The sequence below is a fragment of the Streptomyces spinoverrucosus genome, assembly GCF_015712165.1.
In the GTDB taxonomy this organism is placed as follows: Bacteria; Actinomycetota; Actinomycetes; order Streptomycetales; family Streptomycetaceae; genus Streptomyces; species Streptomyces spinoverrucosus_A.
The window spans coordinates 1-23,768 of record NZ_JADPZX010000001.1; the positions used below are offsets into that span (position 1 = coordinate 1).

Sequence of the window (23,768 nt, forward strand, 5' to 3'; positions counted from 1 at the left end):
GCGCTTCGGCTGGGACAAGCTCACCGGCGTCCAGCAGTGGATGTGCGAACACATCCTCGGGATCGAGCGCGCGACCGATGACGAGAAGCCGCGCCCGCGCCGTACGCAGGCCGACAAGTGGGCGATGAACTTCGCGGCCGCCAAGCAGTTCTACGAGCGCGAGGGGCACCTTCGGGTGCCGAGGCAGCATGTCGAGCGGATCGTCATCGGCGGCGCCGGAGACGGCGACAGCGGCGAGGACCAGGAGGAGCGGGAGCTCCGTCTCGGGGCATGGGTCGGGAATCAGCGGAGCAGGGCCGCGACGCTGTCGCCGGAGCGGGTGGAGCAGCTGTCCGCCATCGGGATGCGTTGGGCGTAGCCGGACGACCAGCGAGGGGCCGGGCAGGAGTTCCTGTCCGGCCCCTCTGGCACTCGTGCGACTTGGGATGTCTACGGTCCGTCGCCCGACCGCTCGCCGCCGATTTCCGCTCCCAGGTAGCTCTCGCGCAGGTACTCATGGACCGCCTGCTCAGGGACCCGGAAAGCTCGGCCGACACGGATGGCAGGGAGATGACCGCTGTGGACCAGGCGGTAGACCGTCATCTTGGAGACGCGCATGACGGAAGCGACTTCCGCGACGGTCAGGAACACCACCTCGTTCAAGGGGCGCTGCCTGGCCGGCCTGCTCGGTGCCGGAGGCGTCGGGATGTCCTCCCATGGGGCCGGGGCGTCATCGGCAGGCTCGCCCAGCATCTGGAGGAGTTGCTCCTTGCGTCGTGCCAGGCTCTCCCGGTCGACTTCTGCGACTCCCGCCGTCTGGTCCATGAGGTGGCCGATCAGGGTGTCGGTGTCGATGGAGCGGCTCCGCTCGTTGTCCGTCATGCCTGCTCCTCCTTTTGTTCGCGTGGCGGGAGTTCCTCGGCTTCTCCAGTGCCTACTGGCTTAACAGCCTCACGCAGCGCGGCACGAGCCTTGGCTATGTGCTTGCGGACTCCGGATGGCTGCAGGTCCAGTAGGTAGGCGATCCGGGCCGCGGAGTACTGCTCGATGAAGAACAACACGGCGATCTGGCGGCGTCGTTCTGGAAGGTTGCGGATCACCTCCAAGCAGCACTCGAGGTCAGCACGGGCTAGGACCACGTCCACGAGATCGGGTCCCCGACCGGCGTACCTCTCTCGCTCCTCCGTGTCGAGACGCTCCAGTTTGCGGGAGCGGCGGATGCCGTCGACCCACTTGTGGTGAACCACGCTGCGCAGCCAGTTGCGGCGCTCGTCATCGGTGCGGTCGACAAGTGAGCTCCACTGAACCGCGGCGGCGAGGAAGGCCGTCTGCACGAGGTCTTCGGCTGCGGACTGGTCCTCTCCGGTCCGGACCATGGCGTAGCGCACCAGCCACTCGGCTTCCAGCTCCCATAACGCTGCGATCTGCCGCCTCGTCTCCGGGGGGAGTCGCATCCCTCCTTGACTCACACCGGTCCCCCTTCATGGTCTGTGACTTCTCCTACCTGCACCCGCATAGCAGGCCCCCCTCGCCCTCGTTCCTGCACCACCACCGTCCCGGCGGGCGCGTTGCGCACCAGGGCGATCAGGGTTGCTCTTCGCTGCCATTCCGCCACCAGAGCTGACATGCCCACAAGGACGGCAACGAGACAGATCCCCAACCAGACCCTGGGCTGCGATAGGACCATCCACAGCCCGCCTGTCCAGCGCCCCAGAAGAGTGTTCACGTCATGGAGTCGAACGAGGGGCCAAAAGCGCTGCCCCTCCGCATCAAGATTTTTCGAATTGCGGCGACGCTGTCGGAGGACCGGCGCGAGCAGCGGGCCGTAGCTGGGTCGCCGACTCCCTTACTGGCATTCGACCCGCTAGACGGTTTTCGGGCACGACGAAGGCCCGGACCCGCGTCCGGGCCTTCGTCGTGCCGCGGAATCTTTCTTCCCGGCCGCTGCTGTCCGGGGCCTGACTTCCAGCTCTACGGGGTGAGGAAGCCGCGCCTGGGAGGACGAGACGCAAGCACTTGAGACCTGCCACTGTCCCGCTTCCTCGTCCGAACTCTTGCCGGAGGCAGTACCGATGACCACCTGCCAGACGCCCAGGGCAATACCCGTGCCGATCGCCGCTACGCTGAACAACGCCACCCTGGGCTCGGGCCGAAGCCCCGCAGGGACGCTCTCAGGCAGAGAGCAGCAGGACCGCCGACCGCGAGGCGCTCACCACCCCCACGCGGACGACACCACGCAGGTGTCCGCCGTCTCTGTTCCTCCGCCTCGTAGGAGACTCCCGATGTCTCGGGATCCGCACTCCCCCGTACCTGCCCGATCCGAACCGCCCAGCACACCCAGCGCAGGACTGCCGTCGGAGGCCCCGCTGCTGTCGGTGCACGCCGCCGTGGTGTTCCTGGCGGCCGTCATCATCGGCCTCATCATGGGCGGGCTCATGTTCTTCCACGAGAAGTCTGTGCCCGTGGCCGTCGCGACGGGGTTGGTGGCCGCTGGAGGCAGCGTTCCCGTGCTGCACAAGCTGATCGGCTGACCGGCGGTGGGGCCGGGCTGGTCTGTCTGCCGGCCCCACCGCATGGCCCCTGGATCAGGTGCTCACTTCGGTGATGGTGTCCGCGATCAGGACGGGCAGGTGGTTGAGGGCGCGTTCCAGGAGCCGTTCGATCGAGACGGCGTGCTGGCTGTTGTCGACGCTGATGTTGGTCACCCAGCTCGCGGGTTCGTAGCGGGCGAGCATCGACAGGGCGTACAGGACCGCCCACCAGGCCATCAGTGGGTGCAGTTCGCGGGACATCGGGGCGAGGACGGGAAGGAAGTACCGCTGGCCCGCGTAGGGGCGGGTCATGGCCAGCAGGTGCTCCAGGCGCTCGGCCGGAGTTGCCGATCCCTGGGGCATCTCCCAGTTGATCACCAGTTCGCCGCCACCGTGGTCGTAGCGGGTGTACTCGGGTGTCGCCGCAGCGCCAAGGTTGAAGGCGCGAGTGGTCACGTAGCTCTCGTGCCGGGCAACAGCCGGGTACGCGGTGAGGAAGTCGGCCAGCGCCTGGCGACTGCCGTCGTCGATGACCCGGTCCGGGATGTCGCACACGGGGATGCTCAGCAGAGGGTGGTCCTGCTGGTGGATGGCGCTCGCGGCGGCGAAAAGCGGGGTGGGCCGCTCGCGCCCGGTGAGCGGGTAGCCGAGGTTCAGGGGCAGCAGGTCCCACACGTCTTCCAGGCGCACCGCGTCCTTCTGCCACACCGGGGAGTCGAGGACTTCGCTGACCCGGACGAAGCTGCCGTGGGTGCCGGGCGGGTCGGTGCGGATCTCGATGTCGGGGAAGGGCCGGTCGAACCCGGAGGCCTTGATCCCGTGGGTGACGAGCCGCCAGTCCTCGCCCTTGAGAGTCACCGCGGCGGCCGCGATGGCGCGGCCGGCCTGGCTCAGGCCGTAGGAAACCTGGAGGGGGCGCGTGGCGGGACCCACGACGGCGGCGGCGCGGAACATCTGCTCGGTCTGCTCCAGGGCCGCCGCGTAGGTCTTGCGGCGGGAGGCCGTTCCGGCGGCCCCGCCCGGGGGCTTCCAGCGGCTGGCCCGCAGCCGCTCCCACGCCTCATCGGCGTCCACATCGATGTACTCGGGACGCTACCCGCTGTCGAGTTGACGCCGCTGAGTGATTTTTTCTCTCGCGTACGCGGGCGCGGATCTAAGCGAATGAGTCCAACTTGCCTATTTTTGGAGGCTCTTGACAGTGCTTCAGATGTTCTGTCACGGTCTTGTCGCCCGCTCCGGGCGGACCGCGAGAGAGGAAGATCCCCATGGCACGACGCACCGAGTACGACGAGAGCCAGGCCGCCGGACGTCTCCGGGTGCCGATCGCCGCCTTCCGCTGGGCGCGGCACACTGGCCTCGTCCCAGCCCCGGATGCCTCCTCCTACCAGTGGTCGCGGGCCGCTGTGGAGGCGATGGACGCGGACGCGGTCCGGGCCTCGCTCCCCCACGAGCCGATCGCCGCCGCGGCGGCCGCGGACCGGATCGCCCGGGCCCTGGGCACACCGAACGTGCCCGATGAGCCGCCGGTCGTGAGCGCCTTCGCGGTGCGCCGGCTCATCGCCTGCGGGCTGCTGACCGACCTGACGGCGAACCCGGAGGCCGTGCTGATCAACCCCGCCCAGGTGACGGCGGTCTGCGGCATCGAAGGCCTCGCGCAGCGGCTCGCCGACGAAGCGCCGCTCGGGCCGGACCAGGCCGCTGCCCGGCTGGGCGTGAGGAGGGTCGACTTCGACTACATGCGTGACTTGTTGTGGGTACGGCCGGCGGAACGACGTGAGGTGCGTTTTGGCACGTCGCGGGCCGGGGCGGTGATGGTCCCGCTGTTCACCACGGCGTCCGTCGACGCCCTGCCCGAGGCTCATCCCGAGGTCGACTGGGAGCAGCTGCGCAGCGTCGGGAAGGGCCAGCGGTCCCCGCTCGCCGCCCTGGTGAAGGCCAAGCAGCAGGAGCAGGAGGCCGCCGCGGTGTGAGCAGGCGCCACTGTGACTGAGCACTTCAGTTGGCCAGATGAGCGTCACAGCTGACTGCGGGCGTACCCACATGGGGGACTTTCTGACCTTTCAAGGTTCGTACGCGTCCTCGATGCCTAGTCTTCCAACGCAGCGACAGGCCACGGGGAGGGCTGGATGTCTCAGCTGAACAGGGGTGCCATCGACCAGGCTGCGCTGTGGTCGGCCGCCCTTGCCGCAGTGATCACCCTGTCGCTCGGTGATGGTCGTTACGACTGGCTGAGTTTTGCCTTGGGGACGTCCCTCGCACTGCAAATCTCCGCCTTCTACCGTCCCGCACCTCACGAACCTGACAGGCAGTGGGACCGCTGTACCGCAGCGGGGAGTTTCGGAGCGGTCAGCGGGCTGGTTACCGCGATGGTCCTGGCCTGGCCGGTGCAGGCGGCGATCGGGACGCCGCGGCGGTGCCGGGAAGGCGAAGCCAGTTTGGACGACTGTGCTGGCGCCGCAGCGTACCCGTGGCTGGGAGTGGTGTGGTTCACGGCCGCTATCGCGCTTTCGTGCTGGCACTGGTCAAAGGTGGTCCTCCGGTCGGCACCAGAGCCGTCCTGAGCTATCAGTCGTCCGTCGTCGATCTGGCGTGCGCAAGTGGCCGTCCATCGCGCTCACTGGCCATCTGAAGTGCTCAGTCTGAGCTGTACTGAGATTTGTGGAGTCCCTGATGCCAGGGTTACGGTCCTGGCGAAGGAGATCCACCAGCACCATGGCAGCACCCCGTAAATATCCGGACGAACTGCGCGAGCGCGCGATTCGCGAGGTCCGCACCACCGGCCGCCCGATCGCGCACGTCGCGAAGGACCTCGGCATCCACAAGGAAGCCCTGCGAGGCTGGGTCCGCCAGGCCGAGGCCGACCGCGGCGAGCGGGACGACCGGCTCACCACCGCCGAGCTGGACGAGTTGAAGCAACTCCGGAAAGAGGTAGCGGAGTTGCGGCGGGCGAACGAGATCTTGAAAGCCGCCTCGGTGTTTTTTGCCCAGGAGATCGACCGTCCCCGGACGAGGCCGAGCAGGTGATCGACCACCTGCGCGAGAGGGGCCTTGGGGTCGATCCCGTCTGCCGGGTGCTGGAGCTGTCGCCGTCGACGTACTTCGCCCGCAAGAAGCGGCCGAAGTCGGCCCGCCGGCTCCGGGACGAGCAGCTCATGCCGCTGATCGAGGAGGTCCACGCGGAGTCGGGCGGCACCTATGGCGCCCGCCGGATCACCCGCGCGCTTCGGCGCAAGGGCCACGGGGTGGCCCGCTGCACCGTCGAGAGGCTGATGGCCGAGCTGGGCCTGGAGGGCGTCATCCGTGGCCGGCGGCGTCGGACCACGATTCCGGAACCGTCGGCGCCGCGTCCGCCGGACCTGGTCGACCGCGACTTCACCGCCTCCCGGCCCGATCAGCTGTGGGTCGCGGACATGACGTATGTCCGCACCTGGTCGGGATGGGCGTATGTGGCGTTCGTCCTGGATGTGTACTCGCGGATGATCGTCGGCTGGCAGGTCGCGAACCACATGCGGACCGAACTCCCTCTGGACGCCCTGGAGATGGCGCTCTGGCGGCGTCGGATCAAGAAGGACTCCGGACTGATACACCACAGCGATCGCGGGTCGCAATACGTATCAATTCGGTATACCGACCGGCTCGCCGACATCGGCGCCTCAGCCTCCGTCGGCTCCGTCGCGGACTCGTATGACAACGCGATGGCCGAGGCGCTGAACGGCACCTTCAAGGCCGAGCTGATCGAGATGCAGGGACCCTGGAAGGACGTCGACCAGGTCGAGCGGGCGATCTTCCAGTGGATCACCTGGTACAACGAAGAGCGTCTTCACTCCGCGCTCGACTACGTGCCGCCGGCCGAGTACGAGGAAGCCTTCTGGCGCAGCCAGGAGCAAACCCCGCAGTCCGCCTGAACCAATCAAGATCGGACTCTACGAAACTCGGGGCAGCTCAGTCACAGCCACCCGTGTGAGTGATGACAGCCGGGCGGTTCGGCGAGACGCTCAGCAGAAAGTCGAGAACACCCAAGACCACTTCAGGGCCCGGTCGCGTAGCGCGGCCGGGCTCGCGCCATGCGGCGCGGCTGTACCGCAGCAGCTGTGCCGCCCGGGCCGCCTGCTGGCCGTGCGGAAGTGCGCCAGCAGGCGGCCGGTGTCCCGAAGGCGCAGGCTGAGGGGGTGGAGTGGCCCGTGGACGTCGCCCTCGCGCGGCCTGTGACGCAGCTGCCGACAGGCCCGTCGTGGGCGTACGAAATCAAGTTATGGACAGGGTTTCAGCCTGTCCGGTGTCCAGACTCAGGTCCTGCTTGATAGTCCTGAAATCGACGGCGGCCTCACCGCGGTCGCCCTATCTCACCGGTCGCTGGTTAAGCGCCGCTTTCCGGGCTCGGGGGGGGGCTGGAAGGACTGGATCATTCAGGCGATCAGTCGGCGCCAGGCGTCCGGGGGGCATCGGCCGTGGCGCCGAGGACTCCGGCGTTGGCCATCAGCAGCACGAGATCGCGGCTGGTGAAGTCCTCGCGCAGCTGCCCGCAGTCCTTGGCGCGGCCGACCTCGCATCCAGCGTCGTCCGCACTCCGCTTTCGCCATTTCTCCCGTCCGGCAAGCAGCTGCTGGAAGGCGAGCGCGGTGGCTTCGTCAGCGGCCGCGACGTCGACGACCAGGCGGTACGGCGTGGTGGTGGAGGAACTGGCGGTGGAAGTCATGGCGCAGCTGCCGGACGACCCGGCGCGGCAGGAGGTGATGGCGCTCGTGGAGGTAGCGCGGAGGGATCCGCGGGCCTGGCCCGATGTGCGTGATCCGGGCTCGGTTGAGGAGATCCGGGAGGCCTTCGGGCGGCGGTGCTGGATCCAGTACATGCCGTACGCCGGAGCGATCGAGGTCCGTGATATCGGGTGGGCGGACTGATCACTATCCGTCCCGGTCGGTCTTCGGGGGGTTCTTTGGGGGGCCGGGCGGATCGTGCCTCCTCAACGCTCTATGGCCCGGCCGGCGCGTGGGTCAGCGCGCCGAGCTCAGTGGCATGACTCTGCGGTACGTCGGCGCTGCGATCACCGCGACCGCGACGTGCATCAGGAGCAGCGCCACCACACCGGTCACCTCGCCCTCGCCGAACAGGAAAAAGTCCGGCACGAAGGACAACACGACGACCGACGGGACGAGTCGGCGGAGCAGCCGTTCGGGATCGGAGGAGAACCTGCGGACGAGGGCCCACCCGACGGACCCTCCCAGCACTCCCAGCGCGGTCAGAAAGACGTACGACGAGGGCTCCAACGGGCGGAAGTCGTCCGGTGCACCGAGCGCGTGCGCCAGTACGGCGATCAACGCGTTCACCAGCGAGGACAGCAGGAAGGCGACGAACACACCTCCCGCCACCATGATCGGACCCCGACGGGTGGGGAGCGTCTCAGAGACACGGGACATGGCAACTCCAAACGGATGTGAGGGACATTGGTCAGTTCTTGGGGCTACTGGTGGCATCCACTTGCTGAAGGAGACGGCCGACGTCGACGCCGTCACGCCTGTCGGCCGCGCGCCGTGTCGTAGCCACGAGGTAGGCGACGGCAACGGCGAAAACCAGCAGCGCAGTCCAGTCGTTCAGGCGCAGGCCGAGGATGTGGTGGGCCTCGTCCACCCGCAGGTACTCGATCCAGAAGCGACCTGCGGCGTACGCAGCGGCGTACAGCGCGAACGCCCGCCCCCGGTCGAGACGGAAACGGCGATCCGCCCACAGGACCAGGGCAACAACGCCGAGACACCACAACGACTCGTACAGGAACGCCGGGTGATACGTGGCCAGGTTCGGGGTGGCCTCAGGCCGGTGCGCGGGGTCGATCTCCAGGGCCCAGGGGAGAGTGGTGGCCCGCCCGTAGAGCTCCTGGTTGAACCAGTTGCCCCAGCGGCCGATGGCCTGGCCCAGCGCGATGCCGGGAGCGACGGCGTCGGCGAACGCGGACAGGGCAACGCCCTTGCGGCGGCAGCCGATCCAGGCTCCGACGGCCCCACCGGCGATGGCGCCCCAGATACCGATGCCTCCGTCCCAGATGAAAAGGGCCTTGACCGGATCGCCGCCCTTGCCGAAGTACAGCTCGCCGGACGTGATCACGTGGTAGAGGCGGGCACCGACGACACCGAATGGAACCGCCCACAGGGCGATGTCCGCCACGACGGTCTTCTCTCCGCCGCGAGCGGCCCATCGACGGCCACCCAGCCACACCGCGGCGGCGATGCCGAGGATCAGCATCAGTGAGTAGCCGCGCAGTGGGAGCGGGCCCAGGTGGACCTCGCCGATGGACGGGCTGGGAATGAAGGCCAGGAGCACTGGTGGTTCCTCACAAGGGGCGGTGGAAGAGCAGGCCGTCGGCTCCGGGGCCGATCGTCGCCGCCCGCGCCCCTCCCGCACATCGACCGATCGACGCGCCCTGCATCCACCGATCGGTGAACCCGCCCCCGCTGGTCGGCTGATTCTGCCGCTACGCGGCTGCACCTACTCTGTAGGCCATGGCACTGCAACAGGCGTGGGACCGGCAGCGGTGGAAGGCCATGGGGCAGCACGCCTTCTTCGTCACCGTGCTCGCCTTGTCCATGCCGGGTGCGCTGGCCGGGGCGGATATGACGACCGGCGCCGCGCTGTCGCGGATCGGCCCGGCAGTGGGGCTCGCCCTTTGGTATGCGTACTGGATCGCGCTGCGCGGTGGCACCGACCGCCCGCCGCTGCCCTACCTCGTCGGGGCCCTGTCCGGGTGGGCGGTCATGGCCGTGGTGGACCCCGCGTTCCTCCCGGTCGCCATGGCGGTGCTGAGCCCGTACCTGCTGCGGTGGGCCTGGTGGTCGGCCGGCGGGGTGCTGGTGCTGGGCGCCGCCTGGTCGTGGCAGAGCCTGACCACGGACGGCCCCGTCGACGTGCGGGCGCTCACGGGATGCGTACTCGGTACCGCCGTGGCGGTCACGATCACCTGCTACGTCGCGACCCTCGACCATGAGAGTCACAAGCGGCAGCTACTCCTCGACGAGCTCACCGCCACCCAGGCCGAACGCGCGGCAGCGGAACGCCAGGCGGGCACCCTGGCCGAACGCCAGCGCCTGGCCCGCGAGGTCCACGACACGCTCACCCAGGGGTTCGCCTCCATCGCCATGCTGCTGGACGCCGCACGCGACGACCTGCCACCCGGCTCCCCTGCGGCCCGCCGCGTCGAGCAGGCCATGCGCACGGCCCGGGACAACCTCGCGGAGAGCCGCCGCCTCGTGCACGCTCTTCGCCCGGCGCCACTGGACCGCACGCACCTGGCAGAGGCGGTCCGTGAACTCACCGCCCGGCTCGCGGAGGAGACCGGCACCGAGGCCTACACGGTGGTGACCGGCCGCCCGGCCGCCCTGCCTCCCAGCACCGAGGGCGAGTTGCTGCGGGTCGTGCAGGAGGCACTGACCAACGCCCGGCGGCACTCCCGCGCGATGAGTGTCTCGGTCACGCTGTCGTACCTCGGCGACGTCCTGGCGATCGACGTCCAGGACGACGGCACCGGGTTCGCACCCGCTGCCCGGCATACGGGCGTCGGCCTGATCACCATGCGGGAGCGCATTGCCGCTGTGCACGGCACGTTCGCGGTCGAAAGCTCCCCGGGCGAGGGTACGACCGTCGCCGTCACGGTGCCCCTCCCGGTCGAGCCTTCCGCCTCCGCCCCCTCAGCCGTGTCGGGCACCGAGCGGATGGCCCCGGCGTCATGAGGACATCGGCCGGTCCCACGATCCGAGTCCTCCTCGCCGACGACCACCCCGTGGTCCGTGACGGGCTTGCCGCCATGCTCTCCACCCAGCCCGATCTCACGGTCGTCGGCGAAGCCGCCACCGGCGCCGAGGCACTGCGCCAGACCGCCTCACTCGCACCCGACGTCGTGCTGATGGACCTGCAGATGCCCGAAATGGACGGCACGACCGCGACCGCCGCCATCCGTGCCGCCCACCCCGAGGTGCGGGTACTCGTCCTGACCACCTACGACACGGACGCCGACATCACCGCCGCCGTCGACGCCGGCGCAGTCGGCTACCTCCTCAAGGACACCGGACGACACGAGCTCTGCGAGGCCGTTCGGACCGCGGCTCGGGGAGGCGCGCCACTGTCGCCCACCGTGGCCGCCAAGGTCCTCGCCCATATGCGCGGCGACCGGGGAGCCGGCTTGTCCGGCAGGGAGCTCGAAGTCCTGTCCGCCGTGGCCCGGGGGCAGAGCAACAAACAGATCGCCCGCGCCCTGCGCCTGTCCGAGGCCACCGTCAAGACCCATCTGCTGCACATCTACACCAAGCTCGACGTCCGCGACCGGACCGCCGCCGTCACCGCCGCACTTGGCCGAGGAATCATCCGCATGGACTGAAGGCCTTGCTGGAGTGTTGCTCGGCAGTACGGCGAGAGGCCGAGGAGTTCCGTCAGTCGGTCCTCCACCGAGTAGAACTAGGCGGTGCCCGGGCCGGTTTGTGAGAGGCGGACCATGGCGCGGTAGAGGGCGGTGGGCCTCGGGGCGTCGGGCAGCGGGGGGATCGGCGCGCCGGGCGCGGCGTAGGAGCGGAGCATGTGGCCGACGAGGCGGCGCCAGGTGTCGGGGGCGGCGTCGCCGGTGGCGGTGACGACTCCGGCGTTGGCGATGAGCAGGATGACGACGTCCTGGTGAGTGAAGTCCTCGCGCAGGTGCCCGGTGTCCTTGGCACGGGTGATGAGCTCAAGCAGCCGCTCGTACGCCTCGGCGCGGCGGGCTTCCAGCGCCTTGGCGGCGGGGAAGGTCATGGTCAGGACGTCGGCGAAGCCGCGGTCGGCGGCCTGCATGGCGCAGACGGCGTGGAGGTAGCTGATGAAGCCTTGCCAGGGATCGGAGTCGGCCAGTGCCTCGGCGACGGCGTCGGCGTAGGCATCCATGCGATCGGCGAAGACCGCGTTGACGAGTTCCTCCCGGGTGGCGAAGCGCCGGCCGAGCGTGGCTTTGCCGACGCCTGCCTCGCGGGCGACCGAGGCCATGGAGACGCCGAGTCCTTCGGTGGCGTAGAGGCGGCGGGCAGCGGCCAGGATGCGGCAGCGGTTGCGTTCGGCGTCGGCGCGCAGTCCCGGGCCGGGCTGCTGGCCTGGCGTCTGGTCCGAAGGTGGCGAGGTCATACCCCCCACTCTACCCAAGTGGAACGGGCGGCCCGTTTCTGCTGTACGGTGGGCGACAGCAAAAGTGGGACGCCTGGCCCACTTACTTGAAAGGACTTCACCATGCCCAGCATCGCCATCGTCGGAGCCGGCCCCGGCATGGGCCTCGCCATCGCCCGCACCTTCGGCTCGCGCGGCTACGACGTCGCTCTCATCGCCCGCAACCGCGCCAAGCTCGACGACCTCGTCGGCCGACTCACCGCCGAGGGCATCACCGCCGCCGCGTTCCCGGCGGACGTGCGCGACCACGACGCGCTGACCCAGGCCCTCAAGGACGCCGCCACCCGCTTCGGCGGCATCGACGTCCTGGAGCACTCCCCCGCTCCCAGCATCGCCTCCGTGAACCTCACCTCCCCGTCCCAGACCAGCCCCTCCGATGTACAGGGATGGATCGACTTCCTGCTCAACAGCGCCATCACCGCCACCCAGGCCGTCCTGCCCGCGATGCGTGAGGCCGGCGCGGGCACCCTGCTCTTCACCAACGGCGCCGGCTCGGTCGACCCCATCCCGATGCTCGGCAACGTCAACCCCGCCCAGGCGGCGCTGCGCAACTGGGCGCTCAACCTGCACAAGGAGCTGGCCGGCACCGGTATCCAGGCCGCGCACGTCGCCATCGGCGTGTGGATCGGCGCGGGCGGCCCTCCCGAAATCCCGACCGCCGAGGCCGAGGACATCGCCCCTCTCTACTGGGACCTGCACACCCAGCGCGACGAAGCCGAGCGCGTCTTCACCGGCTGACGCCTCCCAGCTCTCCCCCGTGGAAGCCTGACCCGATCACTCCTCATCCGCCGCGGCGGATCCGAAGAAGAAGGTCTCCGCTCCGATGAACGTGTTCGTGTGGATCCTGCAGGGCGTCCTCGCCGCGTTGTTCGTCGCGGCCGGCGTCACCAAGTCCACCCAGCCCCGCGAAAAGCTCATGTCCCAGCTGCCGTGGGTCAGTGACGTCTCGACACCCGTGGTGCGTCTGATCGGCGTCGCCGAACTCGCCGGCGCCCTCGGGCTGATCCTGCCGGGCGCTTTCGACATCGCCACCGTGCTCACCCCGCTGGCCGCCACCGGCCTGGCTGTGATCATGGTCCTGGCCATGGGCCTCCACGCCCGCCGCAAGGAGCCGCAGGCCATCGGGTTCAACGCGATCCTGCTCATCGTCGCCGCGGTCATCATGTGGGGCCGGTTCGGGCCCTATTCCTTCTGACCACCCGGTCTCCCGTCCCTTCACAGCGGCCCGGCCCGCGACCACGCCGGCCGGGCCGCAAGGCGAGGTCGTACTCGGCCGCCGGACTGATCAGGAACGGCTGACCTTCGGGCACGCCCAGGTCATCCAGCCGCTGATCCAGACCGTCGAACAGCGCATTGAACTCCCGTATGAATGGGCTCACTTCCCTCGGCCACGCGAGGTCTCGCCGGGTGAAGTGCACCCGCCACCCTGTGATCGACATGACGCTGGCCGATAGCCGTGGACAGCTCAACAGCGCATAACCCAAATGGGACGGGTTCAGGGCCCTGGCCTCCGTCGATGAGGACCGGGTGGTGCCTCCGGCCGGTGGCGCCACCCTGCACGCTGGCATCGCCCCCGACCCGACCTCTCCCTCGCCGACGTCCCTCGCCTGACGCCGCCGCACTGATGGCAGCACGGCACGGAAGCCCCGCCGAAGCCCGTACGCCGTGGTCCCGACCACAGCAACCTGCCCCGGATTTCCAGGCGACGGTGGGTCAAAGGTCGAACTCCAAGTGCGCGATGTCGGTGAAGCGGACATCCTCCAGCTGGCCGGCGCGGCGGCCGTGGTCCTGGAAGTACACCTCCTTGAGTGCTTCGGCGGCGATCTGCTGGAGCTGCTGGTCGGTGGCGCCCTGCTCCTGGGCGTCGAAGAGGCGGGCGGCGTACTGCGGCGGCAGGGCGACGGTCAGGTGCCGGAGCCGGTCCTCGTCCGTCGACCCGATCGGCGCGGTGTAGCCGATGCGGGCGCGGGTGTCGATGACGATGCCGCCGGTGGTGGCCGCCTGCAGCCGGGCTTTGGCGCGGATCTGTGGCTGCCACCGCTTCTTCACCTCGGTCTCCAGGCGGGCGGCGAGGTCAGGGCGCGGCTTCTTGAACTGGTCCTTCACGTACCGCTCGACGGTGCGCTGGGAGATGCGCAGTATCTGGGCGACGGCCTTGGTGCCCTTGAGCTGCTTGACCAGGTAGCGCATCTGTGCGCCCGCGCTCTTGGGCGCCGGGCGGGTGAACGCCTTCTGCACCGCGGCGTCCAGGCCGTTGCCGAACAGGCTCATCGCGGTCTGCCTACTCTCCGGTGTCCTGGTCGGTGACGGTGCCGTCCTTGATGTACCGGGCGAGGTTGAGCTCCGGAGCGTTGAAGCGCTCGCGGACCTCTTCGCCCCACAGGACAGTCTGGGTGCCCTCGTGCTTGACCAGGCCCGGGTTGATACCGAGCTTGAAGCCGCCGGGCAGCGGCTTGCCGTCCCGGTAGGGCAGGAAGTCCAGCGGGCTCTCGCCGTCGGCCGCGTACACAACGCAGTCGGACAGGATCGCTACTGGGTACTGGCCGGTGAATGCCGCATGCTTGACGATCTTGCGGTGGAGATTGGTCCGCGTGCGGGAGATGACCGCCGCGCGGATGTCCGGCCGCCAGGTCGGGCGGGACAGGGCCCGCCACGGCTCGCCGGGCTTCCAGCCCTCCCCGCGCGGGCGCTCGCGCAGCTTGCCCAGGCCGCCCTTGACCGTCGCCTTGACCGCGTCCACGACGATCGCCAGCTGCGGGTCCCGCCCGCGCCAGCCGTCCATCGCCGCCAGGAAGTCGGCCGGCGCCATGTCGGCGTGCACGCCGAGGTCGGCCATCGTGGCGAGGAACGCGTCCCGCAGCCGGTTGTACCAGCCGTCCAGGTAACGGCCGTTCTCGTAGCGCACCCACGCCTCCATCGGGCGCACCTCGTAGCCCAGCTCCACCGCGTACGCCACCGTCGGCGTCGCGTACCAGGCCGACCCCTCAGGGCGCTCGCCCTTCGGCGTGAACGGGCTGGGCAGCAGACTCGCGTCCAGCTCCGCCCACTTGTCCTTGGCGACCTTCACCCTCGACAGGTCGACGTGGGACAGGTCGACCAGCCAGCTCCCCGGGAGCTTCGCATCGAACACCGGCGCCTTCACACGGGTTGGCTCGCCCAGGCCGACGACCAGGCCGTTGGCCCCGGCCGCGAACGCCATGTTGACGTCCAGGCCGACCAGGTTGCGGCGCATGCATTCGGCGTCGGTGAGCGGGCGCGCCCAGTCGAAGGCCTCCTCGAACAGCTTCTCGCCCGGGCCGCGGACGTGGAAGCGGGGCAAGTCCTTGAGCAGCGGGTGCCCGTCGGGGGCCTCGCACGGCGCGCAGTCGACCGGATCTTCGCCCAGCGAGCCCGGCGTCTTAGTCTCCGACTTCCTGAAGCCGCCGGTGGCCTCGTCACGCACGGCGTGGGTCGGCGGGTGCAGCGCGGTCATCAGCTCCAGGCCCGTGACGGCGGTGGAGCCGCGCGGCGTCATCACCCGGGACGCGAACACGCCCAGGATCCGGGCCAGTTCCGCCGGGGCCAGCTGCCCGGCCCCGCCCCAGTGACGGGAGTCCAGCGCGTGCCACGACGGAATGCACAGCTGCACGCAGGCCCGCTCCGAGCCCTTGGCCGGGCGGTAGATCCGCGCCCACGGCCCGAAACCCCTCTTGGTCAGCTTCCACTCCGCGCGGGCCAGCTGCTTGACGGCCTTGTGGCCCTCCGGGATCCGCCCGGCGAGCCGCTCTTCTTCGGTGAGGGCGACCGGCAAGCCATAGCGCTCCACCGCGGCTTGGGTGAGGACGAGCAGCGGGTCGGCGTCCTTGCCCGGGCCGGACAGTTTCGGCTGCCCGAGCCGGGCCTCTTTCAAGGTCCAGTCGACCAGAGACGGAAGGGACTTGGCGGGCACGTCCAGGACCAAGCCGCCGACGCAGTGCGCGAGGACCTGGCCGTCGTCATCCACGTCGACGACCGCGAGCGGACCGTTGACGAAGCGCGGGTCCGCGCTGCCGGCCGGAGTGTTCGCCGGGGCGGCCTTCCGCCCGGCCGGGCGGCGCGACGTCGACGATGGCCTGGGCATGGCCACCGGACGCGACGCGCCCTCCGGAGCAGCAGCGTTGGTGGTGAAGCGGGTCTGGGTGTTGTGTTCGGCGGTCATGTCCGCAGCCTCGGAGGCCGGAGCTGTGGATACGAGCCGCGCTTCCGGAACCGGGGCGGGAACATGCGCGAAGGTCTTCGGAACAGCCGTGTCCTCAGCGGCCGCCGCAGAGTTGGAGTCGGCGGGGTAGAGCTCCGCGAGCTTGGCGAGCAGGCGCGCGTACGCGTCACGCTCCGGCGGCCTGGGCTCGGTCTTACCGGCCTCCCAGCCGCTGACCGTTGCGCGCCGCACCTGCAGTGCTTCGGCCACCTCATCCAGGGTCAGGCCATGCGCGGCGCGCAGCCGCTTGCGCTCCGCCGGTGGCGGCAGTGCAGAGCGGGACGCGACCAGCGCATCGACCGCGTCGAACAGCTCAGGCATGGAGCACCTCCTGCTCCGCAACCCTAACTATAGGCGCACGTTTCGCGTACCAAATGCGTACGGATAGCGTAAACATCGGTTGGAGTGCACGGTGACCGCCGGAAGGAGGTCCTGGAGCTCGGGTTGCTGCAGATCCTTTATCCGAGGATCCGCAGTGGTGTCCTGGCGATGCCCGAACTGGCCGGAGGGAGCGGCTTGGCGTGAGAAATCTGGGAGTACAGACGGCCGGTGTGCGGCAGCCATCGCGGTGGTAGAACGCTCGGGAGGCAGGCATGGGTGAGATCGTCAAGGGGCTTGAGCGAGCGTTGCTGAGCCGTCCCGTGCCTACTGGCGACGCCGCTGTCCGTTTCCTGCTCAGGACGGAAAAGGGCTCCACGAAGAAGGTGGCCGTCCTTCTGGGGATCTCCCAGCGCACGGTGCAGCGGTGGACCACCACCAGATCGGGAATGCGCCGCCAACCCAGTCCAGTGCACGCGGGGATGATCGATGAGGCCGTCAGGGCACGCTGGCAGCCTCGGGTGCGGGCCCGCCAGCGGGTCCGGGCCCAGACCGACGGCTTTGTCCTCTACACCAGGGCGCGGTTCGGATTCGCCGCTCCGGCAGGCTCGTCGGACGACCCGCGGGTAAGGCTGATCACCCAGTACCTGTCGGGAGAGGTGGCCCGCGAACTGTTCGCCGCCCGCGATGCCGGCGCGGGCGAGCAACAGCAGATGGTGATCCTCGCCCGCGCGCTGGGGCACGCCTACTTCCGGGACGGAGGCCGGCGTGGCCACGGCCTGGGGATCGCCTTCACCGACGTGGAGTTCGCCGAGTTCACCATCTGCTGATCGCTCCCCCGGCCCGCCGTAGCGCGCAGCACCACTCCCTTCCCCCGTGAGGGATCGGGGCCATGGTCCGGCCTCAAGGCGGGGACGAGGCCCGGCGCCGTGTCAGCATCGCGTCGTAGCGCTGTGCTTCCTTACACTCGCGCCAGTCCCACTGGATGCGGCCGGCAGGGCCGATGCGCTGGCCGACGGGCGGCTGCGGCGGGCGCAGCCTGGCTGTCTCCGCCACGCGCAGCAGGTGAGTGCGGTCATGGGGGGCGGCCAGCAGATGCTGGTCCTGGCCGGGCGCGAGCCGGGCGAAGCGCACGGCGGCCTTCAGGAAGAAGCGTGCCCACGGGGGCACGGGGTGGGTGGCGCAGCCGTCGGTGTAGCGGGCGCGGTCATGCAGGGCCAGGGTAGCCGCGGCGTCGTCGTAGTCGCCGGGGCGGGCGGTGGCGAGCTGCTGGAAGGAGGCGCCGGTGAATAGCGTGGCGGCAAGGGCTGCGGCCAGGCGGGGGTGGGCGGTCGCGGCGGCCAGACGTCGGACGGCTCCCCGGGCTGTCTGCTGGGTGAGGGGTGTGGGTGGCGGGCGGTGCCGGAAGGTGATCGGTGGCGGTGTGCACGGGGCAGTGCAGGAGACGGGGCTGTCGTAGGAGACGAGGCGGTCCAGCGCGGGCAGGGTAAGCCACCGATCTGCCAACTGGCCGGGTTCGTCCGCGGGCGGGGGTACGGCGGCCGGGGTGCCGTAGCAGTGGCGGCGGGCGGCCTGGAAGTCGGTGGTGACGGTGTGGTCGACCCTCTGCAGGGCCTGATGCAGGGCCGCGGGCAGGTGGGGGCGGTGGCAGACCAGAGTCAGGCCGATGCCGGTGAAGGCGCGCAAGTGCAGGAGACGTTCGGCGCGGCGAGAGGTGAGCCGGTGGGCGCGCAGGACGGTCAGCCGGGTGATGGGCAGGGCCGCGATCCAAGCGATGGCGGCCTCCCATGCTGGCTGTCGGCCTGCGGGGAAGCGGCCTGGCAGTAACGGCGGTTTGCCCAGGGCTGCGAGGAGGTCGTGGGCGAGAGCGGTGTCGCTGGTGGTGCCCGGCCCGGGGTGCAGGGTGATCCGGCCGGCGGCGGGATCGTGGGCTGCCAGGGCGGTGTGGGTGTGGAGTGCGTCATCGTTGCGGTCGATGACGACGGTGACGGGCGGCGGGGTGCGGCGGGTGGTGGTCATGCCAGGCGGCTGAAGGCCCAGCGCAGCAGTTCCCGGTCCGCCCGGGGCCGGCCAGTGCGGGCGAGCGCGGTGCGGGTGTGGGCGGTCAGCTGGGCCCAGGCGCGGAAGTTGCCGTGTGCGGCGTGGCTGTCGGCGAAAGCGATGTCGTCGGGGTCGGCGTCGGCCCAGACCGGGTGGAACAGGGGGATGACCTGCTGGACTTCGTCGGGGGTGAGGCGGGTGAAGTGCTGCCAGATGAAGACGCGGGAGGAGAGCATCGGTTCGCGGCGCAGCACGGTGTGGCAGCCCTCGCCGCCGACGAAGACGACCGCGAAGCGGGTGGTGGGTTCGTCCCAGAGGTAGCGGAAGTATTCGAAGGCCTCGCCGTTGAGCCACTGGGCCTCGTCGACGAGGAAGGTGCGGGGGTGTTCGGCCAGGGCGTTCTTCAGCAGGCGGTCGAACTCGCTGGGATGGCGCGGTGGTTCGCCGGGCAGGTCGAGGGCGGTGAACAGTTCGTAGCGCACGGCGCGGGCGGTGGGGCGGGCGCGGAAAGTGACCCGGCGGACGTCCTCGCCGGGTTCGAGTTCGTGCAGGCAGGTGTTGACCGCGAGGGTCTTGCCGAAGCCGGCGCCGCCGTGGATGCACATCATCGCGCGCGCGGCGACGGTGTCCGTGATGTTCTCCCGCGCGGCCAGCAGGGCCCGGGTGGTGACGACGGCCGCGTCGGGCAGGTCAACGTACTGGTAGGCGGCCGCGGTCACCAGGTGTCTCCTGCGGGGTCGGTGCCAGATGCCAGCGGAGCGTCCACCGGCGGGTCGACGGGAGCGGGAGCAGGCGGGGGTGGCTTTGTGCCGGCCGCCAGGGCGGGCGGGGTGCGCCAGTGCGCCGGGGGTGGGGCGGGCGGGATCAGATCCGGCAGTGCGAGCCGTGCCACGTCGGTGTAGTCATCGGCGGCGAGTTCACGGTCGGCCTGGCCGGCCGTGACGGCTCCCAGCCGCTGGGCGGGCTTCGCGCTGGTGGTGGGGGCGAGTCGCTGGCGGCGCAGGCGTTCGGCGGCCTTCGTATCGGCTCGCAGGCGCCGGGCGCGCTCCGCCCGTGCTTCGCGCAGCGCCTGCAGTTGCTCGGGGGTGGCCGCGTCCGCGAGGTGCGCCGGACCGAGGTGGCGGCCCTTGGCGTCGCAGACCTCAATCTCGTGGTCGTGGTGCGGCATGTAGCGCACGCGGACCTGGCGGCCGGCCTGGCCGGTCATCCACGCGGCGATGTAGGTGCGGCCACGCCAGCTCACGCCGTGGCTGGTCAGTTTCCGAGGTCGACCGTCGTCCTCGAGGGTGAAGGCCCACAGGTCGGCGGCGGGGATGTCGGTCACAGGCGTCGGATCGGCCTGCCACGCCTCCAGCGGTGTACGGCCTGACAGAGATTTCGGGCGGTGCGCGGTGTTCCACCAGTTTGTCCACTCCAGGACCTCCGCGGTGAAGTCCTGGAACGACAGAGGGGATGCCGCCTTTTGGAAACCGGCGGCGCGTCCGCGGCGGCCCGAGCGGGGCCCGGTGGGACCGGCGGTGTAGCCGGGCAGGGCGGCGAACAGCATCCGGTCCGCGGCGCGGTTGAGGTTTTCCACCGTTCCTTTCAGGTGCGGACTGTAGGCGGGCAGGTCCTTGACCGTCACGCCCATCGCGCCGAGCGCGGTGATGACGGCGGCCGACAGGAAGTCCTTGCCCCGGTCCATCCTCACCTGCTCCGGCACTCCCCCGGCCGGGCCGTAGGGCTCGTCCCGCACCACTGCGGCGCGCAAGCCGGCCAGTACCGACGCGCGGGAGGGATGGCCCGGGGTGACCGCGGTACCGGTGATGACTTTGGTGGAGGTGTCGATGAACCAGGTGATCCACGGGCGCACCAGGTCGCCGTCGGCGTCGACCAGCAGCGGGGCCTGGACGTGGTCGGTCTCCCAGGCGTAGTTGCGCCAGGACGCCGGCCGCTTGCCGAACACGTCATGGGCCCGCGCTGCCTCCAGTCCCACGGCAAGGCCGGCGCGCTCCCCCGCCGTCAGATCACGGCGCAGCGCACGCAGGAACGTCGACAACGACGGGACCGGATCCAGCAATGGCACCTGCGGCAGGTCCGCCCCGCCCGGAACAGCCACCGGGTCCGGCGGCACAGACGCGGCAGCGCCGGACACCGGCGGGCGTACGCCTCCCGCCTCGGCCTGGGCGCGCGCCAGGAGCTGGCGGTGGACTGCGGAGGCGTTGCCGTGCCAGTACGCCAGCAACACCCGGATCTCCGAGGTGATCTCGAAGCGGCCGGTGTGGCGGGCTCCAGGGTGCGCGGCCGCTGCCGGACTCTGGGATGCCTCGGCCAGCCACCGCCACACGGTGCGCTCCGATGCCCCCAGGCACTCCCCCGCCAGCCGCACGTGCTGCCGCGAAAGGCCTCCCTGGGCCCGTAGCGCCAGCAGGCGGCGTACCGCAGGTGCCCGCAGCGCGACCAGCGGCTGTTCCCCGAGTACACCTGCCGGGTCCCCCGGCGGTGGCAGCGCCTGCCCGCCCGGACCGTCAAGGCCGCGACTGGCGCCGGTGTTCTCCGTTCTGCTGTCCGTCATCGTGCCTTCTCTTTGTTCGAGCGAGGTGAGGGATTGTCTTCGGCCCTGGTGTGCCCAAGCCCGCGAGACGGGTCAGTCACGGGTACGGACCGAGCCGGGCGCAGGCCTGGTCGATCGCGTCCCGTCCCACCCGCGTGCCGGGGTCATGGCCCCGGGCGGCGCAGACATGCGAGGTGATCTTCGCCCAGGTGCGGAAGTTGCCGCGGGCGGTCTGCTCGTCCGCTCGCACCAGATCGGCCGGATCCGCGTCCTCCCACACCGGGTGGAACAGGCTCAGCGTCTGCGGCACTTGGCTCGCATCGAGCCGGGTGACCTGATGCCAGGTCAGAACCCGGGAACGCATGGCCGCCGCCCGGGCCAGCGCCCGCTCACTACCCGCCCCGCACAGCACCAGGGCGGCCGCGCAGCCCGGCGAATCCCACAGTTGCCGCAGGTAGTCCAGCACCGGCGTCGTCAGACGCTGCGCGTCGTCGAGGAACAGCACTCCCGGCTCGGCCAGCGCACCCGCCAAAGCCTGGTCCGCCGGCCCGGCCCGGTGCGTCAGCGCCCCCGACGGCAGCCCCAGCGCCTCGCACAACGCGGCCCGCACCTGCGGCAGACCGGGCCTGACCCCGACGACAGCCCGCCACACCGGCACCCGGCCGGGCAGCAGATGCAGAGCCTGCTCGACCGCGACCGTCTTCCCCAGTCCCGTATCCCCGTACACACAGCCGATCCCCCGGGCCGCGACCGTATGCCCCACCGCCTCCACCACCCCGGCCGCCTGCCGTGTGGACACCAGGCGGGCTCCCGGCGCGTACAACCGCACCCCACCAGAACGGACGCCGACCCCAGCCGCGTCGGTCCGACCCTCACCGCTCGTGCCGGACGACCCGGCAGCCGGGCCGTCCACGACAGGCGGACCGTCCTTCCCGTCCGCGAAACCAAGCTCGGCCAGAGCCCGGTCGTACCGGCTCGGCTCGACCCGGCCCGACGCCGCACGCGCGACTGGAAGCACCCGACCCGCACGCAGCTCGTCCTTGATCGCGCGGTGCAGCGTCGCCAAGGACGGCACCACCTCCACACCCCACCGCTGAAGCACGCCCTCGTCCTGCGCCCGGAGCATCCTGCGACGCAACTCGGCGACGTTCCCACCGGCCTGCGTGAGCACCTCCCACAAGGCGTCACCCACCACGAACCCGCCCTGCCGCGGACGCGCCTCAACCCGGCCGCGGCGCCCCTGCTCCAGCCACCGCCACACCGTCCGCTCCGACACACCCGCCAAACCGGCCGTGATCCGCACGTGCAGAGCCGACAACCCGCCCTCCCGGTCCACCGCCAGGAGCCGCCGCACCACCACAGCCCGCTCCACCCGCCCGGCATCCGCCGAAGCAGCCGGACCCGGCACCGTCTCCCCCACCGGGGTTCCCGAACCCGTCACACAGTCAACCCCACCCGCCCCGGCCACCCATCCACACAAAAACCGGCAAACCCAACACGGCTGAACCGCAATCTGCTAGCCACACCGTGACAGCCACCTGGTCACCCCATGACAGCAACCAGTTCCACGCCCCGGCCCCATGGACTGGTGTCAGCACCCCACCCCGCTGACATCGCCCTGTACTGACCTGGCCCACCTACGGAAGCACCTGCACGCCAGCAGTGGTGGCAACTGCCATCGCAGCTCAGCAAGTCTCTACGAGCTGCCAACTCGGTGGTAGCTGCCTGTACGGGAGAGGCCAGGCGCGACCGGTGGCGAGATTACGTCGCGTCCGGTTCGTCGCCGGGGGTGACGTTCGCCCCCTCAAACAGCGCCTGCGACAAGAAGACGTCCCAGCGACTCTTCCCCCGTCGGGGTGGGGCGCCGGCAGTCAGCGACGTACCCGGTGGAGGCGTCGGTCCAGTATTGGCTTGTGGCGTCCGGGTCGACTCTCCAGGATGTGCTCGCATGTTCGGGCTCCTGCCGCGAACTCGGTGCCGGTGCGTGCCGTCATCGCCCGGAAGAACGCCCGACCATCCGGGGACTGGCTGCTGGTAGTCCAGCGATAGCCGGGACCGTCCAGGAGTGCCCTGTCGACGAGGCGTGTGCCAAGACCTTGCCGCTGCACCTCTGGAGAGAGCGAGATTTTCGAGATGACGCCCCGCTCGCACTCGTGACAGACCTTCCACACGAGCCGCGCATCGGATATCCCGTCACGCCCGTAGACGCGAATGTCCTGGAAACCTGCAGGCCGCGTCGCGGCGTGCAGCAGGAAGAACCACTCGGTCCTCGGACGGCGAAGAAGCATCCACCGCCAGCGAAACTCATCCAGCCCGTCAGGTGTCCTCACCGGAGCTCCTTCGCCAGTCCACTGCCGCGTCCGAGTCTCACGGGCGTCGCCGCGGTTGTCCTTCAAACGATAGGAACAGCCACCTCCACGACAGCCGACCTACCCCACACTGGTCGAAAAACAGCAGCCGCTTGGTCACCTCATAACAGCGGACCTGCCCGCAGCTATCCCCATGAGCAGGCACCCAGCATCCCGCCCCCGCTGACACCCACCCACTGCCACCAATGCGCCCACTCACAGCGCCCAACTCGCCGGACGCGCCACCCTCATCACCTGCGGCCCCCTCCCCGCCCGCCACGGCCAGACCCGCCCCTTCACCGACGTCATCACCGACCTCGAAAACGCCCTCGACCTCACCTCACACCGCCCCGGCACCCTCCCCCGGCACGCCACCTACCTCCACCAGCGCACCGCCGGCCGCATCGGAAGCCTCACCAGACTCATCCGCCAAGCAGCCATCACCGCCATCACCGACGGCACCGAAAAAATCACCAAAACCGCCCTCGACGCGGTACAACTCGACCACCTCGCCGAACAACAAGCCCGCCCCACACAAAGACGCTGACAAGGCTGACCACGAAGACGCCCGGGTCACTCCCGCAGCGTGCGAAATCAGCCGTACTCAGCCGTTCAGGAACCGACACGGACCGATC

General features: G+C 70.1%; 25 protein-coding genes and 1 pseudogene. 12 read left to right on the forward strand and 14 right to left on the reverse strand.

Annotation, left to right across the window (positions count from 1 at the left end; genetic code table 11):
- A partial coding sequence (locus tag I2W78_RS00005) for a helicase associated domain-containing protein (RefSeq protein WP_196455805.1) occupies nt 1–358 on the forward strand: 358 nt, incomplete at its 5' end.
- A 71-nt stretch (nt 359–429) separates the two neighbouring features.
- Here the strand turns inward: I2W78_RS00005 and I2W78_RS00010 are convergent.
- Both I2W78_RS00010 and I2W78_RS00015 read right to left on the reverse strand, forming a co-directional pair.
- Nucleotides 430–687: a helix-turn-helix domain-containing protein gene (locus I2W78_RS00010; protein WP_196464325.1), complete on the reverse strand. Its 258-nt coding sequence runs from the start codon at nt 685–687 to the stop codon at nt 430–432.
- A gap of 170 nt (nt 688–857) precedes the next feature.
- A complete protein-coding gene (locus I2W78_RS00015) occupies nt 858–1,433 on the reverse strand; it encodes an RNA polymerase sigma factor (RefSeq protein ID WP_196455806.1) in 576 nt (191 codons plus the stop codon).
- An 828-nt stretch (nt 1,434–2,261) separates the two neighbouring features.
- Between I2W78_RS00015 and I2W78_RS00020 the strand changes: the two genes are divergently transcribed.
- Nucleotides 2,262–2,510 (forward strand): hypothetical protein, encoded by a 249-nt coding sequence (locus tag I2W78_RS00020; RefSeq protein WP_230885266.1) that lies wholly within the window; start codon nt 2,262–2,264, stop codon nt 2,508–2,510.
- 54 nt (nt 2,511–2,564) lie between these two features.
- On the opposite strand, the gene I2W78_RS00025 is transcribed toward I2W78_RS00020, so the two are convergent.
- On the reverse strand, nt 2,565–3,584 hold the full coding sequence (locus I2W78_RS00025) for a YaaC family protein (protein WP_307783562.1): 1,020 nt from the start codon (nt 3,582–3,584) through the stop codon (nt 2,565–2,567).
- 191 nt (nt 3,585–3,775) lie between these two features.
- Between I2W78_RS00025 and I2W78_RS00030 the strand changes: the two genes are divergently transcribed.
- The 3 genes from I2W78_RS00030 to I2W78_RS00040 all read left to right on the forward strand — a co-directional run bounded on the left by I2W78_RS00030 (nt 3,776) and on the right by I2W78_RS00040 (nt 6,415).
- On the forward strand, nt 3,776–4,480 hold the full coding sequence (locus tag I2W78_RS00030; protein ID WP_196455807.1) for a hypothetical protein: 705 nt from the start codon (nt 3,776–3,778) through the stop codon (nt 4,478–4,480).
- A gap of 156 nt (nt 4,481–4,636) precedes the next feature.
- Nucleotides 4,637–5,071, forward strand: coding sequence for a hypothetical protein (locus I2W78_RS00035; protein ID WP_196455808.1), 435 nt, complete (start codon nt 4,637–4,639; stop codon nt 5,069–5,071).
- A 151-nt stretch (nt 5,072–5,222) separates the two neighbouring features.
- Nucleotides 5,223–6,415, forward strand: a protein-coding gene (locus tag I2W78_RS00040; protein ID WP_196455809.1) for an IS3 family transposase whose coding sequence is annotated in 2 segments (ribosomal slippage) — nt 5,223–5,487 and nt 5,487–6,415 — 1,194 coding nt in all. Because the reading frame shifts where the segments join, the coding sequence is not laid out codon by codon here.
- Nucleotides 6,416–6,924: 509 nt separating this feature from the next.
- Here I2W78_RS00040 and I2W78_RS39975 read toward each other — a convergent pair.
- Nucleotides 6,925–7,206, reverse strand: a complete 282-nt coding sequence (locus tag I2W78_RS39975) for a DUF6207 family protein (protein ID WP_230885267.1) — start codon at nt 7,204–7,206, stop codon at nt 6,925–6,927.
- On the opposite strand from I2W78_RS39975, the gene I2W78_RS00050 reads away from it, so the two are divergent.
- Nucleotides 7,205–7,408: a hypothetical protein gene (locus tag I2W78_RS00050; protein ID WP_196455810.1), complete on the forward strand. Its 204-nt coding sequence runs from the start codon at nt 7,205–7,207 to the stop codon at nt 7,406–7,408. The genes I2W78_RS39975 and I2W78_RS00050 overlap by 2 nt on opposite strands.
- 93 nt (nt 7,409–7,501) lie before the next feature.
- Here I2W78_RS00050 and I2W78_RS00055 read toward each other — a convergent pair whose 3' ends face one another.
- Nucleotides 7,502–7,924 (reverse strand): DUF6069 family protein, encoded by a 423-nt coding sequence (locus tag I2W78_RS00055; protein WP_196455811.1) that lies wholly within the window; start codon nt 7,922–7,924, stop codon nt 7,502–7,504.
- A 31-nt stretch (nt 7,925–7,955) separates the two neighbouring features.
- Nucleotides 7,956–8,822: a prolipoprotein diacylglyceryl transferase gene (gene lgt / locus I2W78_RS00060; RefSeq protein WP_196455812.1), complete on the reverse strand. Its 867-nt coding sequence runs from the start codon at nt 8,820–8,822 to the stop codon at nt 7,956–7,958.
- A gap of 179 nt (nt 8,823–9,001) precedes the next feature.
- Between lgt and I2W78_RS00065 the strand changes: the two genes are divergently transcribed.
- Together I2W78_RS00065 and I2W78_RS00070 are read left to right on the forward strand one after the other, a co-directional pair.
- Nucleotides 9,002–10,225, forward strand: a complete 1,224-nt coding sequence (locus tag I2W78_RS00065; protein WP_196455814.1) for a sensor histidine kinase — start codon at nt 9,002–9,004, stop codon at nt 10,223–10,225.
- Nucleotides 10,222–10,869, forward strand: coding sequence for a response regulator (locus I2W78_RS00070; protein ID WP_196455815.1), 648 nt, complete (start codon nt 10,222–10,224; stop codon nt 10,867–10,869). The genes I2W78_RS00065 and I2W78_RS00070 overlap by 4 nt, the downstream gene beginning before the upstream one ends.
- A 77-nt stretch (nt 10,870–10,946) precedes the next feature.
- On the opposite strand, the gene I2W78_RS00075 is transcribed toward I2W78_RS00070, so the two are convergent.
- Nucleotides 10,947–11,639: a TetR/AcrR family transcriptional regulator gene (locus I2W78_RS00075; RefSeq protein WP_196455816.1), complete on the reverse strand. Its 693-nt coding sequence runs from the start codon at nt 11,637–11,639 to the stop codon at nt 10,947–10,949.
- 102 nt (nt 11,640–11,741) lie between these two features.
- Here I2W78_RS00075 and I2W78_RS00080 point away from each other — a divergent pair, with 102 nt between their 5' ends.
- Both I2W78_RS00080 and I2W78_RS00085 read left to right on the forward strand, forming a co-directional pair.
- A complete protein-coding gene (locus I2W78_RS00080) occupies nt 11,742–12,416 on the forward strand; it encodes an SDR family NAD(P)-dependent oxidoreductase (RefSeq protein WP_196455817.1) in 675 nt (224 codons plus the stop codon).
- An 85-nt stretch (nt 12,417–12,501) separates the two neighbouring features.
- Nucleotides 12,502–12,873, forward strand: coding sequence for a DoxX family protein (locus I2W78_RS00085; RefSeq protein WP_196455818.1), 372 nt, complete (start codon nt 12,502–12,504; stop codon nt 12,871–12,873).
- A gap of 518 nt (nt 12,874–13,391) precedes the next feature.
- Here the strand turns inward: I2W78_RS00085 and tpg (I2W78_RS00090) are convergent.
- Together tpg (I2W78_RS00090) and tap are read right to left on the reverse strand one after the other, a co-directional pair.
- Nucleotides 13,392–13,949, reverse strand: a complete 558-nt coding sequence (tpg, locus tag I2W78_RS00090) for a telomere-protecting terminal protein Tpg (protein ID WP_196455819.1) — start codon at nt 13,947–13,949, stop codon at nt 13,392–13,394.
- Nucleotides 13,950–13,959: 10 nt separating this feature from the next.
- Nucleotides 13,960–16,215, reverse strand: coding sequence for a telomere-associated protein Tap (tap, locus tag I2W78_RS00095; RefSeq protein WP_196455820.1), 2,256 nt, complete (start codon nt 16,213–16,215; stop codon nt 13,960–13,962).
- A gap of 272 nt (nt 16,216–16,487) precedes the next feature.
- Between tap and tpg (I2W78_RS00100) the strand changes: the two genes are divergently transcribed.
- On the forward strand, nt 16,488–17,042 hold the full coding sequence (gene tpg, locus I2W78_RS00100) for a telomere-protecting terminal protein Tpg (protein WP_196455822.1): 555 nt from the start codon (nt 16,488–16,490) through the stop codon (nt 17,040–17,042).
- Between the two features lie 73 nt (nt 17,043–17,115).
- Here the strand turns inward: tpg (I2W78_RS00100) and I2W78_RS41005 are convergent, their stop codons facing one another.
- From I2W78_RS41005 to I2W78_RS00125, 5 genes are all read right to left on the reverse strand, one after another.
- Nucleotides 17,116–18,231, reverse strand: coding sequence for a hypothetical protein (locus I2W78_RS41005; RefSeq protein ID WP_196455824.1), 1,116 nt, complete (start codon nt 18,229–18,231; stop codon nt 17,116–17,118).
- Entirely contained in the window at nt 18,228–18,971 is a 744-nt protein-coding gene (locus tag I2W78_RS00110) for an ATP-binding protein (RefSeq protein ID WP_196455825.1), read from the reverse strand. The genes I2W78_RS41005 and I2W78_RS00110 overlap by 4 nt, the downstream gene beginning before the upstream one ends.
- Nucleotides 18,968–20,806 carry a Mu transposase C-terminal domain-containing protein gene (locus I2W78_RS00115; RefSeq protein ID WP_196455827.1) on the reverse strand — a complete coding sequence of 613 codons (1,839 nt, stop codon included), beginning with the start codon at nt 20,804–20,806 and terminating at the stop codon, nt 18,968–18,970. The genes I2W78_RS00110 and I2W78_RS00115 overlap by 4 nt, the downstream gene beginning before the upstream one ends.
- Before the next feature lie 76 nt (nt 20,807–20,882).
- Nucleotides 20,883–22,205, reverse strand: a complete 1,323-nt coding sequence (locus tag I2W78_RS00120) for an ATP-binding protein (RefSeq protein WP_196455829.1) — start codon at nt 22,203–22,205, stop codon at nt 20,883–20,885.
- A gap of 451 nt (nt 22,206–22,656) precedes the next feature.
- Nucleotides 22,657–23,115, reverse strand: a complete 459-nt coding sequence (locus I2W78_RS00125) for a hypothetical protein (RefSeq protein ID WP_196455831.1) — start codon at nt 23,113–23,115, stop codon at nt 22,657–22,659.
- A 241-nt stretch (nt 23,116–23,356) separates the two neighbouring features.
- On the opposite strand from I2W78_RS00125, the pseudogene I2W78_RS39990 reads away from it, so the two are divergent.
- Nucleotides 23,357–23,680 (forward strand): annotated as a pseudogene (locus I2W78_RS39990) (ATP/GTP-binding protein); the annotation flags it as partial.
- Nucleotides 23,681–23,768 lie beyond the last annotated feature (88 nt).

Excerpts from the sequence above, each read along its gene's own strand:
- tap (WP_196455820.1), bottom strand. The coding sequence starts at position 16,215 with ATGCCTGAGCTGTTCGACGCGGTCGATGCGCTGGTCGCGTCCCGCTCT.
- I2W78_RS41005 (WP_196455824.1), bottom strand. The coding sequence starts at position 18,231 with ATGACCACCACCCGCCGCACCCCGCCGCCCGTCACCGTCGTCATCGAC.
- I2W78_RS00050 (WP_196455810.1), top strand. The coding sequence starts at position 7,205 with ATGGCGCAGCTGCCGGACGACCCGGCGCGGCAGGAGGTGATGGCGCTC.
- I2W78_RS39975 (WP_230885267.1), bottom strand. The coding sequence starts at position 7,206 with ATGACTTCCACCGCCAGTTCCTCCACCACCACGCCGTACCGCCTGGTC.
- I2W78_RS00075 (WP_196455816.1), bottom strand. The coding sequence starts at position 11,639 with ATGACCTCGCCACCTTCGGACCAGACGCCAGGCCAGCAGCCCGGCCCG.
- I2W78_RS00070 (WP_196455815.1), top strand. The coding sequence starts at position 10,222 with ATGAGGACATCGGCCGGTCCCACGATCCGAGTCCTCCTCGCCGACGAC.
- I2W78_RS00035 (WP_196455808.1), top strand. The coding sequence starts at position 4,637 with ATGTCTCAGCTGAACAGGGGTGCCATCGACCAGGCTGCGCTGTGGTCG.
- I2W78_RS00080 (WP_196455817.1), top strand. The coding sequence starts at position 11,742 with ATGCCCAGCATCGCCATCGTCGGAGCCGGCCCCGGCATGGGCCTCGCC.
- tpg (WP_196455822.1), top strand. The coding sequence starts at position 16,488 with ATGGGTGAGATCGTCAAGGGGCTTGAGCGAGCGTTGCTGAGCCGTCCC.
- I2W78_RS00065 (WP_196455814.1), top strand. The coding sequence starts at position 9,002 with ATGGCACTGCAACAGGCGTGGGACCGGCAGCGGTGGAAGGCCATGGGG.
- I2W78_RS00085 (WP_196455818.1), top strand. The coding sequence starts at position 12,502 with ATGAACGTGTTCGTGTGGATCCTGCAGGGCGTCCTCGCCGCGTTGTTC.
- tpg (WP_196455819.1), bottom strand. The coding sequence starts at position 13,949 with ATGAGCCTGTTCGGCAACGGCCTGGACGCCGCGGTGCAGAAGGCGTTC.
- I2W78_RS00020 (WP_230885266.1), top strand. The coding sequence starts at position 2,262 with ATGTCTCGGGATCCGCACTCCCCCGTACCTGCCCGATCCGAACCGCCC.
- I2W78_RS00015 (WP_196455806.1), bottom strand. The coding sequence starts at position 1,433 with ATGCGACTCCCCCCGGAGACGAGGCGGCAGATCGCAGCGTTATGGGAG.
- I2W78_RS00030 (WP_196455807.1), top strand. The coding sequence starts at position 3,776 with ATGGCACGACGCACCGAGTACGACGAGAGCCAGGCCGCCGGACGTCTC.
- I2W78_RS00055 (WP_196455811.1), bottom strand. The coding sequence starts at position 7,924 with ATGTCCCGTGTCTCTGAGACGCTCCCCACCCGTCGGGGTCCGATCATG.
- I2W78_RS00115 (WP_196455827.1), bottom strand. The coding sequence starts at position 20,806 with ATGACGGACAGCAGAACGGAGAACACCGGCGCCAGTCGCGGCCTTGAC.